This window comes from Serratia ureilytica (assembly GCF_017309605.1).
GTDB lineage: Bacteria > Pseudomonadota > Gammaproteobacteria > Enterobacterales > Enterobacteriaceae > Serratia > Serratia ureilytica.
The window spans coordinates 1,198,486-1,217,558 of record NZ_CP071320.1 but is presented as its reverse complement, the minus strand read 5'-3'; the positions used below and the strand labels follow the sequence as shown (position 1 = coordinate 1,217,558).

The 19,073-nt window shown below is 62.6% G+C and carries 15 protein-coding genes; 12 read left to right on the top strand and 3 right to left on the bottom strand.

Annotated features, from left to right (window positions below; translation table 11 throughout):
* Window positions 1–31: 31 nt before the first annotated feature.
* From J0X03_RS05615 to baeR, 6 genes are read left to right on the top strand one after another with little or no spacing between them, the layout of a single operon-like run.
* Window positions 32–1,285, top strand: a complete 1,254-nt coding sequence (locus tag J0X03_RS05615; protein WP_033644057.1) for an MdtA/MuxA family multidrug efflux RND transporter periplasmic adaptor subunit — start codon at window positions 32–34, stop codon at window positions 1,283–1,285.
* A complete protein-coding gene (locus J0X03_RS05610) occupies window positions 1,285–4,404 on the top strand; it encodes an MdtB/MuxB family multidrug efflux RND transporter permease subunit (protein ID WP_033644058.1) in 3,120 nt (1,039 codons plus the stop codon). The genes J0X03_RS05615 and J0X03_RS05610 overlap by 1 nt, the downstream gene beginning before the upstream one ends.
* Complete coding sequence (mdtC, locus tag J0X03_RS05605) at window positions 4,401–7,481, top strand: multidrug efflux RND transporter permease subunit MdtC (RefSeq protein WP_047574078.1); 3,081 nt, start codon at window positions 4,401–4,403, stop codon at window positions 7,479–7,481. The genes J0X03_RS05610 and mdtC overlap by 4 nt, the downstream gene beginning before the upstream one ends.
* 10 nt (window positions 7,482–7,491) lie before the next feature.
* The gene (gene mdtD, locus J0X03_RS05600; RefSeq protein WP_033644060.1) at window positions 7,492–8,922 is read left to right on the top strand and encodes a multidrug transporter subunit MdtD; all 1,431 of its coding nucleotides are present in this window, start codon (window positions 7,492–7,494) and stop codon (window positions 8,920–8,922) included.
* Entirely contained in the window at window positions 8,919–10,301 is a 1,383-nt protein-coding gene (gene baeS, locus J0X03_RS05595; protein ID WP_033644061.1) for an envelope stress sensor histidine kinase BaeS, read from the top strand. The genes mdtD and baeS overlap by 4 nt, the downstream gene beginning before the upstream one ends.
* Entirely contained in the window at window positions 10,301–11,017 is a 717-nt protein-coding gene (baeR, locus tag J0X03_RS05590; protein ID WP_129993536.1) for an envelope stress response regulator BaeR, read from the top strand. The genes baeS and baeR overlap by 1 nt, the downstream gene beginning before the upstream one ends.
* A gap of 7 nt (window positions 11,018–11,024) precedes the next feature.
* Here the strand turns inward: baeR and J0X03_RS05585 are convergent, their stop codons facing one another.
* Window positions 11,025–11,414 carry a type II toxin-antitoxin system VapC family toxin gene (locus tag J0X03_RS05585; RefSeq protein ID WP_108681740.1) on the bottom strand — a complete coding sequence of 130 codons (390 nt, stop codon included), beginning with the start codon at window positions 11,412–11,414 and terminating at the stop codon, window positions 11,025–11,027.
* A 3-nt stretch (window positions 11,415–11,417) separates the two neighbouring features.
* Complete coding sequence (locus J0X03_RS05580; RefSeq protein WP_019452401.1) at window positions 11,418–11,681, bottom strand: antitoxin; 264 nt, start codon at window positions 11,679–11,681, stop codon at window positions 11,418–11,420.
* A 336-nt stretch (window positions 11,682–12,017) separates the two neighbouring features.
* Between J0X03_RS05580 and J0X03_RS05575 the strand changes: the two genes are divergently transcribed.
* Both J0X03_RS05575 and trhP read left to right on the top strand, forming a co-directional pair.
* A complete protein-coding gene (locus J0X03_RS05575; protein WP_033644064.1) occupies window positions 12,018–12,356 on the top strand; it encodes a YegP family protein in 339 nt (112 codons plus the stop codon).
* 178 nt (window positions 12,357–12,534) lie between these two features.
* Window positions 12,535–13,887 (top strand): prephenate-dependent tRNA uridine(34) hydroxylase TrhP, encoded by a 1,353-nt coding sequence (gene trhP, locus J0X03_RS05570; protein WP_046687633.1) that lies wholly within the window; start codon window positions 12,535–12,537, stop codon window positions 13,885–13,887.
* A 216-nt stretch (window positions 13,888–14,103) separates the two neighbouring features.
* Here trhP and J0X03_RS05565 read toward each other — a convergent pair whose 3' ends face one another.
* Entirely contained in the window at window positions 14,104–14,325 is a 222-nt protein-coding gene (locus J0X03_RS05565; RefSeq protein WP_139120358.1) for a hypothetical protein, read from the bottom strand.
* A 29-nt stretch (window positions 14,326–14,354) separates the two neighbouring features.
* Between J0X03_RS05565 and yegS the strand changes: the two genes are divergently transcribed.
* From yegS to J0X03_RS05545, 4 genes are all read left to right on the top strand, one after another.
* Window positions 14,355–15,260 (top strand): lipid kinase YegS, encoded by a 906-nt coding sequence (gene yegS, locus J0X03_RS05560; protein WP_033644066.1) that lies wholly within the window; start codon window positions 14,355–14,357, stop codon window positions 15,258–15,260.
* Between the two features lie 168 nt (window positions 15,261–15,428).
* Window positions 15,429–16,643, top strand: a complete 1,215-nt coding sequence (gene manD, locus J0X03_RS05555; protein WP_122016724.1) for a D-mannonate dehydratase ManD — start codon at window positions 15,429–15,431, stop codon at window positions 16,641–16,643.
* A gap of 5 nt (window positions 16,644–16,648) precedes the next feature.
* Window positions 16,649–17,665 carry a Zn-dependent oxidoreductase gene (locus J0X03_RS05550; protein WP_160880171.1) on the top strand — a complete coding sequence of 339 codons (1,017 nt, stop codon included), beginning with the start codon at window positions 16,649–16,651 and terminating at the stop codon, window positions 17,663–17,665.
* Window positions 17,666–17,756: 91 nt separating this feature from the next.
* A complete protein-coding gene (locus J0X03_RS05545) occupies window positions 17,757–19,046 on the top strand; it encodes an MFS transporter (RefSeq protein WP_160204486.1) in 1,290 nt (429 codons plus the stop codon).
* Window positions 19,047–19,073 lie beyond the last annotated feature (27 nt).

The window sequence follows — 19,073 nt, the reverse complement described above, 5'->3', positions numbered from 1 at the left end:
CCCCTGCCTTTTGGAGAGAATTTTCGCCGCCATGAATGCAAAACCCCAACGCCGTTCCCTGATGCCGCGCCTGCTGGTTGCGGCCATCCTGGTCATCGCCGCCGTCTTCGCCTGGCGTTATTTTAACGCCGCTCAACCGCCGGCCGGCACGGCCCCGGGCGCGCAGCAGGCCGGCGGCAAAGCGGGGGCCGGTCGCGCGGCGGGCGGGCGGCGCGGCGCGCCGATGTCGCCGGTGCAGGCCGCGACGGCCACGCAACAGACGGTGCCGCGCTATCTTTCCGGCTTGGGCACCGCCACCGCCGCCAATACCGTCACCGTCACCAGCCGGGTCGACGGCCAACTGATGGCGATCCACTTTACCGAAGGCCAGCAGGTCAAAGCCGGCGATCTGCTGGCGGAGATCGATCCCCGGCCGTTCCAGGTGCAGCTGACCCAGGCGCAGGGGCAGTTGGCAAAAGATCAGGCCACGCTGGCCAATGCCCGGCGCGATCTGGCGCGCTATCAGCAATTGGTGAAAACCAATCTGGTTTCCCGTCAAGAGCTGGATACGCAGGCCTCGCTGGTGCAGCAAACCGAAGGCGCCATCAAAGCCGATCAGGGCGCGGTCGACAGCGCCAAACTGCAGATCACCTACAGCCGCATCACTGCGCCAATCGACGGCCGCGTCGGGTTGAAACTGGTCGACGTCGGCAACTACGTCACCAGCGGCAGCACCACCGGTTTGGTGGTGATCACGCAGACGCACCCGATCGACGTGGTGTTCACGCTGCCCGAAGGCAACATCGCCGATCTGCTCAAGGCGCAAAAAGCCGGGCCGGTGAGCGTCGAAGCCTGGGATCGCACCAACCAGAACAAGCTGACGACCGGTTCGCTGCTGAGCCTGGACAACCAAATTGATACCGCCACCGGCACCATCAAGCTGAAAGCGCGCTTCGCCAACGAAGACGACGCGCTGTTCCCCAACCAGTTCGTCAACGCGCGGCTGCAGGTGGATACCCTGCACGATGCGGTGGTGATCCCGACCGCCGCGCTGCAGATGGGCAACGAAGGCAACTTCGTCTGGACGCTCAGCGAAGACAACAAGGTCAGCAAACACCGGGTCACCGCCGGCGTGCAGGACAGCCGGCAGGTGGTGATCAGCGCCGGCCTCAACGCCGGCGATCGGGTGGTGACCGACGGCATCGATCGCCTGACCGAAGGCATGCAGGTGGAAGTGCTGGCGCCGAACGACGCGCCTGCGGCGTCAAAAGCCAAGCGCGAACCTGACGTTCAGAGGAAGTCCTGATGCAGGTGATGCCACCGACCCGCGGCGGCGGCCCTTCCCGCCTGTTTATCCTGCGCCCGGTCGCCACCACCCTGCTGATGGTGGCGATACTGCTGGCGGGGATCATCGGCTATCGTGCGCTGCCGGTTTCCGCGTTGCCGGAAGTGGACTACCCGACCATCCAGGTGGTGACGCTGTATCCCGGCGCCAGCCCGGACGTGGTCACCTCCGCCATTACCGCGCCGCTGGAACGCCAGTTCGGCCAGATGTCCGGCCTGAAGCAAATGGCGTCGCAAAGCTCCGGCGGCGCCTCGGTGGTGACGCTGCAATTCCAGCTGGCGCTGCCGCTCGACGTCGCGGAGCAGGAAGTGCAGGCGGCGATCAACGCCGCCACCAACCTATTGCCGAACGATCTGCCCTACCCGCCGATTTACAGCAAGGTTAACCCGGCCGATCCGCCGATCCTGACGCTGGCCGTCACCTCCACCGCCATGCCGATGACGCAGGTGGAAGACATGGTGGAGACGCGCGTAGCGCAGAAAATCTCTCAGGTGACCGGCGTCGGCCTGGTGACCCTGGCCGGCGGCCAACGCCCGGCGGTGCGTGTAAAACTGAACGCCGCGGCGGTCGCCGCCTATGGCCTGAACAGCGAAACCATCCGCACCGCCATCAGCAACGCCAACGTCAACTCGGCAAAAGGCAGCCTGGACGGCCCGACCCGCTCGGTCACCCTGTCCGCCAACGACCAAATGAAATCCGCCGACGACTATCGCCAGCTGATCGTCGCCTATCAGAACGGCGCGGCGATCCGCCTGCAGGATATCGCCACCATCGAACAAGGGGCGGAAAATACCCGACTGGCGGCCTGGGCCAACCAGCAACAGGCGATCGTGCTGAACATTCAGCGCCAGCCCGGCGTCAACGTCATCACCACCGCCGACAGCATCCGCGAAATGCTGCCGACGCTGATTAAAAGCCTGCCCAAGTCGGTCGACGTCAAGGTGTTGACCGATCGCACCACCACCATCCGCGCCTCGGTCAGCGACGTGCAGTTCGAGCTGCTGCTGGCGATCGCGCTGGTGGTAATGGTGATCTACGTGTTCCTGCGCAACGTGCCGGCGACCATTATCCCCAGCGTGGCGGTGCCGCTGTCGCTGGTCGGCACCTTCGCCGCCATGTATTTCCTCGGCTTCTCTATCAATAACCTGACGCTGATGGCATTAACCATCGCCACCGGTTTCGTGGTGGATGACGCCATCGTGGTGATCGAGAACATCTCGCGCTACATCGAGAAAGGGGAAAAGCCGCTCGACGCCGCGCTGAAAGGGGCCGGCGAGATCGGCTTCACCATCATCTCCCTGACCTTCTCGCTGGTGGCGGTGCTGATCCCGCTGCTGTTCATGGGCGACATCGTCGGCCGCCTGTTCCGCGAGTTCGCCGTGACGCTGGCGGTGGCGATTTTGATCTCCGCCGTGGTATCGCTGACGCTGACGCCGATGATGTGCGCCCGCATGCTCAGCCACGAATCGCTGCGCAAGCAGAACCGCTTCTCCGCCGCCTCCGAGCGCTTTTTCGAGCGCGTGATCGCGCGATACGGCCAGTGGCTGAAAACGGTGCTTAACCACCCCTGGCTGACGCTCGGCGTGGCCGTGGGCACCCTGGCGCTGACGGTGTTGCTGTACCTGCTGATCCCGAAAGGCTTCTTCCCGGTGCAGGACAACGGCATCATTCAGGGCACGCTGGAGGCGCCGCAGAGCGTTTCGTTCAGCAACATGGCCGAGCGCCAGCAGCAGGTCGCGGCGCAGATCCTCAAAGATCCGGCGGTGGAAAGCCTGACCTCGTTCGTCGGCGTCGACGGCAGCAACGCCACGCTCAACAGCGGCCGGCTGCAGATCAACCTGAAGCCGCTGAGCGAACGCAGCGACCGCATTCCGGCGATCATCAGCCGGTTGCAGCAGCAAACGGCGCAGTTCCCCGGCGTGAAGCTGTACCTGCAGCCGGTGCAGGATCTGACCATCGATACCCAGGTCAGCCGCACCCAGTACCAGTTCACCCTGCAGGCGATGTCGCTGGACGATCTCAGCCTGTGGGTGCCGCAGCTGATGGATGAGCTGAAACAAACCCCGCAGCTGGCGGACGTCACCAGCGATTGGCAGGATCAGGGGCTGGTCGCCTACGTCAACGTCGATCGCGATTCGGCCTCGCGCCTCGGCGTCACCATGAGCGACGTGGACAATGCGTTGTACAACGCCTTCGGCCAACGCCTGATCTCCACCATCTACACCCAGGCCAATCAATACCGGGTGGTGTTGGAGCACGACGTCAGCGCGACGCCGGGGCTGGCGGCGCTCAATGAGATCCGTCTGAGCGGCAAGGACGGCGCCGTGGTGCCGTTGAGCGCCATCGCCAAAATCGAAGAACGGTTCGGCCCGCTGTCGGTCAACCACCTCGACCAATTCCCGTCGGCCACCGTCTCGTTCAACGTCGCCGCCGGCTACTCGCTCGGCGAAGCGGTAGACGCGGTCACCCAGGCGGAAAAAAATCTCGCCATGCCGAAAGACATCACCACCCAATTCCAGGGCGCGACGCTGGCCTTCCAGGCGGCGCTCGGCAGCACGCTGTGGCTGATTTTGGCGGCGGTGGTGGCGATGTATATCGTGCTGGGCGTGCTGTATGAAAGCTTCATTCATCCGGTGACCATCCTCTCCACCCTGCCGACCGCCGGGGTCGGCGCGCTGCTGGCGTTGATGCTGGCCGGCAGCGAACTGGACGTGATCGCCATCATCGGCATCATCCTGCTGATCGGCATCGTGAAGAAGAACGCCATCATGATGATCGACTTCGCGCTGGCGGCGGAACGCGAACAGGGTTTATCGCCGCGCGACGCCATCTATCAGGCCTGCCTGCTGCGTTTCCGGCCGATCCTGATGACCACGCTGGCGGCCTTGCTCGGCGCGCTGCCGCTGATGCTGAGCACCGGCGTCGGCGCGGAGCTGCGGCATCCGCTGGGCGTCTGTATGGTCGGCGGCCTGATCATGAGCCAGATCCTGACGCTGTTCACCACGCCGGTGATCTACCTGCTGTTTGACAAACTGGCGCGCAACACGCATCGCCAGCCGGATACGCAGGAGCTGCCGTGAAATTCTTCGCCCTGTTCATTCACCGGCCGGTGGCCACCACCCTGCTGACGCTGGCCATCGCCATCAGCGGCGCGATCGGTTTTCGCCTGCTGCCGGTGTCGCCGCTGCCGCAGGTGGATTTTCCGGTGATTTCGATCAGCGCGTCGCTGCCGGGCGCCTCGCCGGAAACCATGGCCTCCTCGGTGGCGACGCCGCTGGAGCGCGCGCTGGGCCGCATCGCCGGGGTCAATGAAATGACCTCGATGAGCTCGCTCGGCAGCACCCGGGTGATTTTGCAGTTCGATCTCAGCCGCGACATCAACGGCGCCGCGCGCGACGTGCAGGCGGCGATTAACGCCGCGCAAAGCCTGTTGCCGACCGGCATGCCGAGCCGCCCCAGCTATCGCAAGGTCAACCCTTCCGACGCGCCGATCATGATCCTGACGCTGACGTCGGACACCTACAGCCAGGGGCAGCTTTACGACTTCGCGTCCACCCAGCTGGCGCAGAAGATCAGCCAGACCGAAGGCGTCGGCGACGTTTCCGTGGGCGGCAGCTCGCTGCCGGCGGTGCGCGTGGAGTTGAACCCTTCGGCGCTGTTCAATCAGGGCGTTTCGCTGGATGCCGTGCGGCAGGCCATCAGCAACGCCAACGTGCGCCGCCCGCAGGGCGCCGTCGAAAACCCGCAGCAACGTTGGCAAATCCAGGCCAACGACGCGCTGAAAACCGCCGACGCCTACCGCCCGCTGATCGTTCATTACAACAACGGTTCGGCGGTGCGGCTCGGCGACGTGGCCGAGGTCAAAGATTCGGTGCAGGACGTGCGCAACGCCGGGATGACCGACGCCAAGCCGGCGATCGTTCTGGCCATCAGCCGCGCGCCGGACGCCAACATCATCGAAACCGTCGATCGCATTCGCGCCGAGCTGCCCGCGCTGCAGGAAAACATTCCGGCCGCAATCTCGCTCAACGTCGCGCAGGATCGCTCGCCGACCATTCGCGCGTCGCTGGCCGAGGTCGAACAGTCGCTGGCGATCGCCATCGGGCTGGTGATCCTGGTGGTGTTCATCTTCCTGCGCTCCGGCCGCGCCACGCTGATCCCGGCGGTCGCCGTGCCGGTGTCGCTGATCGGCTCGTTCGCCGCCATGTATCTGTGCGGCTTCAGCCTCAACAACCTGTCGCTGATGGCGCTGACCATCGCCACCGGCTTTGTGGTGGACGACGCCATCGTGGTGCTGGAAAACATTTCCCGCCACGTCGAGGCCGGCATGAAACCGATCAACGCTGCGCTGCTGGGCGCGCGGGAGGTCGGTTTCACCGTGCTGTCGATGAGCGTTTCGCTGGTGGCGGTGTTTATCCCGCTGCTGCTGATGGCGGGCCTGCCCGGCCGGCTGTTCCGCGAATTCGCCGTCACCCTGTCGGTGTCGATCGGGCTGTCGCTGATCGTCTCGCTGACGCTCACGCCGATGATGTGCGCCTATCTGCTGCGCCACCAGCCGGCGCGTTCGCAGCGGCGCGCGCGCGGCTTCGGCAAAATGCTGCTGGCGCTGCAGCAGGGATACGGACGCTCGCTGAACTGGGTGCTTGGCCACTCGCGCTGGGTGCTGGCGGTGTTCCTCGCCACCATTGCGCTCAACGTCTGGCTGTATATCAGCATCCCGAAAACCTTCTTCCCCGAACAGGATACCGGCCGCCTGATGGGCTTTATCCAGGCCGATCAGAGCATCTCGTTCCAGGCGATGCGCGGCAAACTGGAAGATTTCATGAAAATCGTGCGCGAAGATCCGGACGTGGAAAACGTCACCGGCTTTACCGGCGGCTCGCGCACCAACAGCGGCTCGATGTTCATCTCACTGAAACCGCTGTCGGTACGCAGCGACGACGCGCAGAAAGTGATCGCCCGCCTGCGCGCTCGCCTGGCCAAAGAACCGGGCGCCAGCCTGTTCTTGATGGCGGTGCAGGATATCCGCGTCGGCGGCCGCCAGGCCAACGCCAGCTACCAATATACGCTGCTGGCGGATGACCTCGCCGCGCTGCGCGACTGGGAACCGAAGATCCGCGCCGCGCTGGCGGCATTGCCCGAGCTGGCGGACGTCAACTCGGATCAGCAGGATAAAGGCTCGGAGATGGATCTGGTCTACGATCGCGAGACCATGGCGCGCCTCGGCATTTCGGTGTCCGACGCCAACAACCTGTTGAACAACGCCTTCGGCCAGCGACAGATTTCGACCATCTATCAACCGCTCAACCAATACAAAGTGGTGATGGAAGTGGCGCCGCCTTACACTCAGGACGTCAGCTCGCTGGACAAGATGTTCATCATCAACAACGAAGGCAAGGCGATACCGCTCTCCTACTTCGCCAGTTGGCGACCGGCCAACGCGCCGCTGTCGGTCAACCATCAGGGGCTGTCCGCCGCCTCGACCATCTCCTTTAACCTGCCGGACGGCGGCAGCCTGTCGGACGCCACCGCCGCTGTCGAGCGCACCATGACTCAGCTCGGCGTGCCGTCCACGGTGCGCGGCGCCTTCGCCGGCACCGCCCAGGTGTTCCAGGACACCCTGAAGTCGCAGCTGATCCTGATCCTGGCGGCGATCGCCACGGTGTATATCGTGCTCGGCGTGCTGTACGAGAGCTATATCCATCCGCTGACCATCCTCTCCACCCTGCCTTCCGCGGGCGTGGGGGCGCTGTTGGCGCTCGAGCTGTTCGGCGCGCCGTTCAGCCTGATCGCGCTGATCGGCATCATGCTGTTGATCGGCATCGTGAAGAAAAACGCCATCATGATGGTCGACTTCGCGCTCGAGGCGCAGCGCAACGGCGGCATCAGCGCCCGCGAGGCGATTTTCCAGGCCAGCCTGCTGCGCTTCCGGCCGATCCTGATGACCACGCTGGCGGCGCTGTTCGGCGCGCTGCCGCTGGTGTTGACCAGCGGCGACGGCGCGGAGCTGCGCCAGCCGCTCGGCATCACCATCGCCGGCGGTCTGGTGATGAGCCAGTTGCTGACGCTGTACACCACGCCGGTGGTCTATCTTTACTTCGACCGGCTGCAGGCGAAGTTCCGCCGCAACAAGCAGCTGGCCCCGCTGCCGCACTAATGGCCGACCGATGCTGATGAAACACACCGCCACGGTACGTTGGCAACTCTGGATAGTGGCGTTCGGCTTCTTTATGCAGACGCTGGATACCACTATCGTCAATACCGCCCTGCCCTCGATGGCCGCCAGCCTGGGGGAGAACCCGCTGCGCATGCAGTCGGTGATCGTCGCCTATGTGCTGACGGTGGCGGTGACGCTGCCGGCCAGCGGCTGGCTGGCGGACAAGGTCGGCGTACAGCGGGTGTTTTTCAGCGCCATCGTGCTGTTTACCCTCGGCTCCCTCCTCTGCGCCCGCTCGGCAACCCTGAACGAGCTGATCGCCTCGCGCGTGCTTCAGGGCATCGGCGGCGCGATGATGGTGCCGGTCGGCCGCCTGACGGTGATGAAGATCGTGCCGCGCGAACAGTACATGGCAGCGATGACCTTCGTGACGCTGCCGGGCCAGATCGGCCCGCTGATGGGGCCGGCGCTGGGCGGACTTCTGGTGCAATACGCCAGCTGGCACTGGATTTTCCTGATCAATATTCCGGTGGGCATCGTGGGCGCCATCGCCACGCTGCTGCTGATGCCCAACTACCAAATGCAGACCCGCCGTTTCGATCTCAGCGGCTTTTTCCTGCTGGCGATCGGCATGGCGTCGCTGACGCTGGCGCTCGACGGCCACAAAGGCATGGGCCTGACCGGCGGCGCCATCGCCGGCCTGGTGGCGCTGGGCGCGGCGGCGTTGTTGGGGTATGTTTGGCATGCCTACGGCAATAGCCGCGCCCTGTTCTCGCTGCGGCTGCTGCGCACCCCGACCTACAAGATCGGGCTGCTGGCCAGTCTGCTGGGGCGCATCGGCAGCGGCATGCTGCCGTTCATGACACCGCTGTTTCTGCAGGTGGGCATGGGCTTCACGCCGTTCCACGCCGGGCTGATGATGATCCCGATGATCATCGGCAGCATGGGCATGAAGCGCATCGTGGTGCAGGTGGTCAACCGCTTCGGCTACCGCAACGTGCTGGTGGCCGCCACGCTGCTGCTCGCGCTGGTCAGCCTGAGTTTCCTGCTGGCGGCGATGCTCGGCTGGCTGTGGCTGCTGCCGGTGATACTGTTCTTCCAGGGGATGGTCAACGCATTGCGCTTCTCGGCGATGAATACCCTGACGCTGAAAGACCTGCCGGACCGGCTGGCCAGCAGCGGCAACAGCCTGTTGTCGATGGTCATGCAGCTGTCGATGAGCCTCGGCGTCAGCGTCGCCGGCATCTTGATCGGCAGCTTCGCCCATCACCAGGCGGTGGCCGACAGCCCGGCCATCCACAGCGCATTTATTTACAGCTACTGCTGTATGGCGTTGATTATCGCCCTGCCCGCGCTGGCCTTCGCGCGCGTGCCGGCGGATAGCGCGCCTAACCGCACGCTGGCCAAAGAGCCGGGCACCGGCTCAACGAGGTTGCAATGAAGATAGGCATTACCGGGAAGCTGTTCCTGGCCATTTTCGCCACCTGCATGCTGGTGTTGATCACCATGCACTGGGGGGTGCGCGTCAGCTTTGAGCGCGGTTTTATCGACTACATCAAGAGCAGTAACGAGCAGCGCATCAACATGCTGAGCGAAGCGCTGGAGGAGCAGTACAGCCATCATGGCAACTGGATATTCCTGCGCAACAACGATCAGGTGGTCTACCAAATCATGCGTTCGTTCGAGCAGAACAGCGACAGCAGCCACAACCTGCCGCCCAAAGGCTGGCGCACCCAGTTTTGGGTGGTGGACAGCCAGTTCAATCGGCTGGTCGGGCATTCCGGCCCGTTGCCGAAAGAGGGGCCGCGCCACCCGATCCGCTACAACAACGAGATCGTCGGTTGGGTGCTCACTACCCCGGTCGAACGCCTGACGCGCAATACCGACATCAACTTCGATCGCCAGCAGCGCCGCACCAGCTGGATCATCGTCGCGCTCTCCACCCTGCTGGCGGCGGCGGTGACCTGGCTGCTGTCGCGCGGCATGCTGGCCCCGGTTAAACGCCTGGTGGCGGGCACCCATCGATTGGCGGCGGGCGACTTCACCGCCCGCGTGGCGGTCAGCAGCCAGGATGAGCTGGGCAGGCTGGCGCACGACTTCAACCAGTTGGCCACCTCGCTGGAGAAAAATGAACAGATGCGCCGCGCCTTTATGGCCGACGTGTCGCACGAACTGCGCACGCCGCTGGCGGTGCTGCGCGGCGAGCTGGAGGCGCTGCAGGACGGCGTACGCCAGCCGACGCCCGCGTCGCTCAGCTCGCTGCAGGCCGAGGTGTCCACCCTGACCAAACTGGTCGACGACCTGCACCAGCTTTCGCTCTCCGATCTCGGCGCGCTGGCCTATCGCAAATCGTCGGTGGACTGCGTGCATCTGCTGCAGATCGCCGTCGCCGCCTTCCGCGAGCGCTTTCGCGCCAAAGGGCTGGAGATCGTCACCCATCTGCCGCCCCAGGCGCCGCTGTTCGGCGATCCCGATCGCCTGAATCAGCTGTTCAATAACCTGTTGGAAAACAGCCTGCGCTACACCGATGCCGGCGGCCGGCTGGAAATCAGCGCCGAGCTGCAGCCGGGGCGGCTGTCCCTCTGCTGGCAGGACAGCGCGCCGGGCATCAGCGATCAGCAACTGACGCGCATTTTCGAACGTTTCTACCGGGCGGAAGGCTCGCGCAACCGCGCCAGCGGCGGTTCCGGATTGGGGCTGGCGATCTGCCACAACATCGTGGAGGCGCACGACGGGAAAATCCGCGCCGAGCATTCGCCTTTAGGCGGCGTGCGCATTACAGTAGAATTTGCTACCCCGATAAAAAATAAGGCGCCCTGATGGACATTCAGAATCAACCCGTGCAGATCATGATTGTTGAAGATGAGCCCAAACTGGGCCAGCTGCTGGTGGATTATCTGCAGGCGGCGGGTTACGCCACCCGCTGGCTGACCAACGGCAACGAGGTGGTGCCGACCGTGCACCAGCATCCGCCGGCGCTGATCTTGCTCGACCTGATGTTGCCGGGTGCCGACGGTCTGACGGTGTGCCGCGAGCTGCGCCGCTTCAGCGACGTGCCGATCGTGATGGTGACGGCGAAAATCGAAGAGATCGATCGCCTGCTGGGGCTGGAGATCGGCGCCGACGATTACATCTGCAAACCCTACAGCCCGCGCGAAGTGGTGGCGCGAGTGAAAACCATCCTGCGCCGCAGCTATCGGCCGCAGGAGAGCGCGCGGGAAGATGACCTGCTGCACATCGATGAGCCGCGTTTCCAGGCCAGCTATCAGGGGCAGTTGCTGGATCTGACGCCGGCGGAGTTCCGCCTGCTGAAAACGTTGGCCAGCCAGCCGGGCAACGTGTTTTCGCGCGAGCAGTTGCTGAACAACCTGTATGACGACTATCGGGTGGTCACCGACCGCACCATCGACAGCCACATCAAAAACCTGCGCCGCAAGCTGGAGCTGATCGACGGGCAAAAATCCTTTATCCGCTCGGTATACGGCGTCGGTTACCGCTGGGAAGCCGAACCCTGCCGGCTGGTGAATGGGATCTAGGGGGAAATCAGCGCGTCCAGTCCTCAACCGCCAATCCGGGCACCATGGCGAATGCGCGATCGTTGGTCACCAGCGTCGCGCCACGGCTCTGCGCATGAGCGGCGATCAGTTGATCCATCGCGCCCATGATTTTGCCCTTTCTCTCCATGTTTGCCCGCATTTCACCGTAACAGCGGGCAGCCTCGCTATCCCATGCATAGACCGTCACCGCGGCAAGAAAGGCCTCGACCATGCTTTGCAACGCCTTGTTCCGCCGTTTAGCCACACCGTAAAGCAGTTCCGCCTCCGTGACGCTGGAAATACATACGGCAGAAGGCGGGAGCTTTTCCATGACGTTAAGCACCTGCGGATGCTGCCGAAACAAGTGGCTGACGGTGTTGGTATCAAACATGTACATCGCCTATTCGTCCTCTGAGAATGGATCGCGGTCTGCAACCCCTTGCTGACGATCTTCCGCGCCAAGAAACTCTTGCGGCACCGGCGTTTGGGCGATAATGCTCAGCAGCGGTGCCCAGCTGTCCGGCTTTGCTGGATATTTGGATAAAATCACGTTGCCCTCCCTATCGCGACGGATATAGACACGATCCGTATCAAATTCAAATTCCACCGGTAACCTCACCGCCTGATTTCTGCCGTTTTTAAACAGCTTTGCGATTCTTTCCATCTCGACACCCCACAGCTGGCATAGGCCAAAGCATATGCCTGTAGCGTGTCGATGCCAAGATATATCGCTCATTTTTCATCCACATTGACGAAACGGCCAAACAGTAACGCACAGTCTCACGGGTTGAAACCCTGCTCCCCTCATTATGCGGTGCACTGCGCAATCACCGCCCCTCCCTTAGCTTCCCGTGCGGCGCCGGGCTTCTCGGGCGAAAACTCCGCGCCGGCGCAAAAAAATTGCGCATTTTTTCGACTAAGCTGCTGTGAGGTTTAGCCACCGATTTTCAAGCGATTGGCTACACTTACATCACGAATCGGAACCTACAGGAGAAGAACCATGGCAATCGGTCATTACGAGCTGAAAAAAGCAAAGAACGGACAGTACCACTTCAACCTGAAAGCCAGTAACGGCGAGATCATTCTGGCCAGCGAGATGTACGCCAGCAAAGCGTCGGCGGAGAACGGCATCGCCTCGGTGCAGACCAATTCGCCGCATGAAGCGCAGTTTGAACTGAAGCACAGCACCAGCAACCAGCCCTACTTTGTGCTGAAGGCAAAGAACCATCAGGTGATCGGCGTCAGCGAAATGTACAGCTCCGAAAGCGCAGCCAAAAACGGTATCCAGTCGGTGATTAAAAATGGCCCGACCACCGATATTCGCGATTTGAGCGCCTGATCTCCCGTTTCGCCCGCGCGGTGGCCGCCATCGCGCGTTTTCCGTTTGACCGGGATCAATCTCCCTTGAATAAATCCGGTTAACTGCTGATTTTTTGCCGCGCCGCGGCTACAATCCCCCGCTTTTACTGCGCCATCAGGTGGCGTGGTGCTGACCTGAAATCAGACCGAGACACACTATGTTTACACCGGAACTTCTCTCCCCGGCCGGAACGCTGAAAAACATGCGTTACGCCTTCGCCTACGGCGCCGATGCGGTTTACGCCGGCCAGCCGCGCTACAGCCTGCGGGTGCGCAACAACGAGTTCAACCACGAGAATCTGGCGCAGGGCATCAACGAAGCGCACGCGCTGGGTAAAAAATTCTACGTGGTGGTCAACATCGCCCCGCACAACGCCAAGCTGAAAACCTTCCTGCGCGATCTGAAACCGGTAGTCGATATGGGCCCGGATGCGCTGATCATGTCCGATCCTGGCCTGATCATGATGGTGCGCGAAGCCTTCCCGCAGATGGACATCCACCTGTCGGTGCAGGCCAACGCCGTTAACTGGGCGACGGTGAAGTTCTGGAAACAAATGGGTCTGACCCGCGTGATCCTGTCGCGCGAGCTGTCGCTGGAAGAGATCGCCGAGATCCGCGCCGAAGTGCCGGACATGGAGCTGGAGATCTTCGTCCACGGCGCGCTGTGCATGGCCTACTCCGGCCGCTGCCTGCTGTCCGGCTACATCAACAAGCGCGATCCCAACCAGGGCACCTGCACCAACGCCTGCCGTTGGCAGTACAAGGCGGAAGAAGGCAAAGAGGACGACACCGGCAATATCGTGCACCTGCACGAGCCGATCCCGGTGCAGACCGTCGAGCCGACGCTGGGCATCGGCGCGCCGACCGACAAGGTATTCATGCTGTCTGAGGCGCAAAAACCAGGCGAATATATGAGCGCCTTCGAGGACGAACACGGCACCTACATCATGAACTCCAAGGATCTGCGCGCCATCCAGCACGTAGAGCGTCTGACGCAGCTCGGCGTGCATTCGTTGAAGATCGAAGGGCGCACCAAGTCCTTTTACTACTGCGCGCGCACCGCCCAGGTCTACCGCCGCGCCATCGACGACGCCGTTGCCGGCAAACCGTTCGATCCGACCCTGCTCACCACGCTGGAAGGCCTGGCGCACCGCGGCTATACCGAAGGCTTCCTGCGCCGCCACGTGCACGAAGCGCAGCAGAACTACGACTACGGCTCTTCGCTCTCCGAGCGCCAGCAGTTCGTCGGCGAGTTCACCGGCGTGCGCCGCGAAGGCTGGGCGGAAGTCGACGTGAAGAATAAATTCTCACTCGGCGACAGCGTCGAGATGATGACGCCGGGCGGCAACGTGCTGTTCACCCTCGAAAGCATGCAAAATAAGAAAGGCGAGCCGATTGAGGTCGCGCCGGGCAACGGCCATATCGTTTATTTGCCGATCCCGCAGGATATCGATCTCAATTATGCTTTGCTGATCCGCAATTTGGCGGAAGAAAATAGCGCCGGAGCCTAACAATGAATCGCCGTCATTCGGCGGCGATTTTTAGCAAATATTAGAATTGGATCACATCAATGTGCCCGCAGCTTGGTTACTATCACGCTGCTTAAAACGAACAACGAAAATATTTGCATAGCAATACTAGGAACCACCTCCTTAGCCGGCCCAATCTCCCTTGGGCTGGCTTTTTCTTTATGGGCCCGCCATTGCCGCCGGCGCGCCTATTTCTCATTACGTTTTCCCGTTATCCATTTTAATAAAAATAATAACGCCACATCGATATATAAATAACGCTATAGCGATTAATCCTGCCGCCATTAAAATTGCGCTTATTGTCAGGTTAAATTCAGATAAATTCGCATCGTCTTCATATTCACGGAGCAATGGGAAATAACCGGAATTAGCTGAATATTCTGATGGCTTGGCGGCCTGGGCTGGTTTATCTTGAGGCATTATTGGTTTTCCGCCGGAGGAGCTCGGCAATGCCTCAACACTCACATGCACCAGCACTGCTTATCATCAACGGCAAGGGCGCCGGCAACGAAGAGCTGCGCCAGGCCGTCAACCGGCTGCGCGAAGAGCAGATAACGCTGCACGTGCGCGTCACCTGGGAACACGGCGACGCCGCGCGCTACGTCGCGGAAGCCGCTCGGCTCGGCGTCGGCACCGTCGTCGCCGGCGGCGGTGACGGCACCATCAACGAAGTGGCCGCCGCGCTGGCGCAACTGCCGGCGCAAGGTCGGCCGGCGCTGGGCATTTTGCCGCTCGGCACCGCCAACGACTTCGCCATGGCCTGCAACATTCCCCTCTCGCCCGAGCAGGCGCTGCAGCTGGCGATCAAGGGCCGCTCGGTGCCTATCGATCTGGCCAAGGTCAACGGCGAGCGCTACTTCATCAACATGGCCACCGGCGGCTTCGGCACCCGTATCACCACTGAAACGCCGGAGAAGCTGAAGGCGGCGTTGGGCGGCGTGTCCTACTTCGTGCACGGCCTGCTGCGCATGGATACGCTGCAGGCCGACCGCTGTGAAATCCGCGGGCCGGACTTCCGCTGGGCCGGCGAAGCGCTGGTGATCGGCATCGGCAACGGCAAACAGGCCGGCGGCGGCCAGGAACTGTGCCCCAACGCGCTGATTAACGACGGGCAGTTGCAGCTGCGCCTGCTGATCGCCGATGAACTGCTGCCGGCGCTGGTGGCCGCCCTGTTCAACGACGAAGAGAGCAACAGCATCCTCAGCGCCGCGCTGCCGTGGCTGGAGATCGACGCGCCGCATGAGATGACCTTCAACCTCGACGGCGAGCCGCTCAAAGGCCGCCATTTCCGCATCGAAGTGGTGCCGCAGGCCATCGAATGCCGCCTGCCGCCGAACTGCGCCCTGCTGGGCTGACCTTGTCGGGCGCAGCCGCTGCGCCCCGCTTCTTCCCCTCCGTTCATCCGCTTCCACTCGCGATCAAATGTGATCCTCTCCGGCAAATTCATCAATTCATACTTGTATGGTAGTTAGTTCATGGCGTATTTTCGCGCTATCTCTCCGCAGCTACAGGATGTGAAGGTTATGAAAATCGTCAACGCCGAGGTGTTCGTCACCTGCCCGGGGCGCAACTTTGTCACGCTGAAAATCACCACCGATGACGGCATCATCGGCCTCGGTGACGCCACGCTGAACGGGCGCGAATTGCCGGTGGCCTCTTACCTGAAAGATCACCTTTGCCCGCAGTTGATCGGCCGCGACGCGCAGCGGATCGAAGACCTCTGGCAATTCTTCTACAAAGGCGCTTACTGGCGGCGCGGCCCGGTGACCATGTCCGCCATTTCCGCCGTCGACATGGCGCTGTGGGACATCAAGGCCAAGGCCGCCAATATGCCGCTGTATCAGCTGTTGGGCGGCGCCTCGCGCTCGGGAGTGATGGTGTATTGCCATACCACCGGCCACTCGATCGACGAGGTGCTCGACGACTATGCCAAACATAAAGAGCAAGGTTTTAAGGCGATCCGTGTGCAATGCGGCGTGCCGGGCATGAAAACCACCTATGGTATGGCCAAGGGCAAAGGCCAGGCCTATGAGCCGGCCACCAAGGGCGAATGGCCGGAAGAGCAGCTGTGGTCGACGGAGAAATACCTCGATTTCACCCCCAAACTGTTCGACGCGGTGCGCAACAAGTTCGGCTTCAACGAACATCTGCTGCACGACATGCACCACCGCCTGACGCCGATCGAAGCGGCGCGCTTCGGTAAAAGCGCCGAGCCGTATCGCCTGTTCTGGATGGAAGATCCGACGCCGGCGGAAAATCAGGCCTGTTTCCGCCTGATCCGTCAGCATACCGTCACGCCGATCGCCGTCGGCGAGGTGTTCAACAGCATCTGGGACTGCAAACAGCTGATTGAAGAGCAACTGATCGACTACATCCGCACCACCCTGACGCACGCGGGCGGCATTACCGGCATGCGGCGCATCGCCGACTTCGCCTCGCTGTATCAGGTGCGCACCGGTTCTCACGGCCCTTCCGATCTGTCGCCGATCTGCATGGCGGCGGCGCTGCATTTCGATCTGTGGGTGCCGAACTTCGGCGTGCAGGAATACATGGGCTATTCCGAGCAGATGCTCGAGGTGTTCCCGCACAGCTGGACGTTCGACGACGGCTATATGCATCCGGGCGACAAGCCGGGCATCGGCATCGAGTTCGATGAGAAGCTGGCGGCCCGTTACCCCTATGAAGCGGCCTACCTGCCGGTCGCGCGTCTGGAGGATGGCACCTTATGGAACTGGTAAACACCATGCGCAGCGTCGTGATCGAACAGCCCGGGCGCCTGGCGCTGCAGACGCGCGCGCTGCCGCAACCGGCGGCCGGCGAGGTGCGGGTCAAGGTGAAATTCGCCGGTATCTGCGGCTCCGACGTCCATATCTATCACGGCCATAACCCGTTCGCCCGCTACCCGCGGGTGATCGGCCACGAGTTCTTCGGCCTGATCGATGCGCTGGGCGAAGGCGTCGATCCGGCGCGCCTCGGCGAACGCGTCTCGATAGACCCGGTGGTGAGCTGCGGCCACTGCTATCCCTGTTCGGTCGGCCGCCCCAACGTCTGCACCTCGCTGCAGGTGATCGGCGTGCACCGCGACGGCGGCTTCAGCGACTACGCCTGCGTGCCGGCGCGCAACGCCTATCCGGTTCCGGCCGCCATCAGCGATCGCCACGCCGCGATGATCGAACCCTTCACCATCGCCGCCAACATTACCGCCCATCTGCAACCGCGCCCCGACGACATCGCGCTGATCTACGGCGCCGGGCCGATGGGGCTCACGGTGATCCAGACGCTGAAAGGCGTGTACGGCGTCAAGCAGGTGTGGGTCGTCGATCGCATCGCCGAACGGCTGGAGATGGCGCGCGCCAACGGTGCTGATGAAGTGTTCAACAACGCCGAGGCCGCATTGCCTCAGGCGCTGCAGCAGCGAGGCGTTCAGCCGACGCTGATCGTCGATGCCGCCTGCCACCCCGCCATTTTGCCGGAGGCGATCGCGCTGGCTTCGCCGGCGGCGCGCATCGGCATCATGGGCTTTTCCGGCGACGCCTGCACCCTGACCCAGCAGAGCATCACCAGCAAGGAGCTGTCGATCTTCTCCTCGCGCCTGAACAGCGCGCGCTTCCCGCAGGTGATCGCCTGGATGGCGGACGGCAAGCTGGACCCGCAGCGGCTACTCACCCACTGCGTGCCCGCCGGCGACGTCGAACGGGCAATGCAGATGTTCGAGCGGGATCAGCGCACCTGCTGCAAGGTACTGCTGCAGTTCGAGTAACGTCACGGCAGCATCGGGGCATGGGGCGGCACCCGCCGCCCGTGCAAACAACGAAGCATCACGATTAAAACGACACCCAGTGGAGTGCTTTATGTTTAAGAACCTGCGTTGGACCATCGTGTTCCTGCTGTTCATGGTCTACATGATCAACTACCTCGATCGCGTGGCGCTGTCGATCACCATGCCGATGATCGAACAGGATCTGATGCTAAACGCCGAACAGTTCGGCCTGATCTTCGGCAGCTTCTTCTTCGGCTACGCCATCTTCAACTTCGTCGGCGGGCTGGCGGTCGACCGTTTCGGCCCGACGCTGGTGTTAGGCGTGGCGGTCGGTCTGTGGTCCATCTTCTGCGGCATGACGGCGATCGCCACCGGCTTTTACTCGATGCTGATCCTGCGCGTCCTGTTCGGCATGGCCGAAGGGCCGATTTGCGCCTCGGCCAACAAGATGATCAACGGCTGGTTCCCGAAGAAGCAGGCGGCAACCGCCATGGGCCTGCTCAGCGCCGGTTCGCCGTTGGGCGGCGCGGTGGCCGGGCCGATCGTCGGCTATCTGGCGCTGGCGTTCGGCTGGCGGCCGGCGTTTATGATCATCTGCGCCATCGGCATCGTCTGGATGCTGGTGTGGTTCTTCGTGGTGGCGGATAACCCGGCGAAAAGCCAACGCGTCAGCAACGAAGAACGGGCGCTGATCGCACGGTTGAAACAGGAAAACCTCGGCGAGGAAAGTGCGCTGAGCGACGCCGCGCACGGGCTGGGTTACTACCTGAAGCAGCCGATCATTCTGGTCACCGCCTTCGCCTTCTTCTGCTACAACTACATTCTGTTCTTCTTCCTGAGCTGGTTCCCCTCGTATCTGGTGCAGGCGCACAACCTGAACATCAAAGAGATGAGCCTGACCACGATGATCCCGTGGATCGTCGGCTTCGTCGGGCTGGCGCTCGGCGGCTATATTTCGGACAAAATCTTCAACATCACCGGCAAATTGCTGCTGTCGCGCAAGATCGTGCTGGTCACCAGCCTGCTGGCGGCGGCGGTGTGCGTGGCGCTGGCGGGCACCGTCAGCAGCGTGGTGCCGGCGGTGATGCTGATGTCAGTGTCGATCTTCTTCCTCTACATTACCGGCGCTCTCTACTGGGCGATTATCCAGGACGTAGTGCATAAATCCCGGGTCGGTGGCGCCAGCGGGTTCATTCATTTGATCGGCAGCGTCTCCGGCATCATCGGGCCGATCGTCACCGGCTACATCGTGCAGAACACCGGCAAATTCGACAGCGCCTTTATGCTGGCGGGCGGCGTCGCCGCGCTGGGCGCGCTGCTGGTGCTGCTGGTGATCAAGGCGCCGCGCTCAACGGCGGGCGTGCAAATCTTAAAACCCTAACGCCAGGCGGGGCGGCTTCGCCCCTTT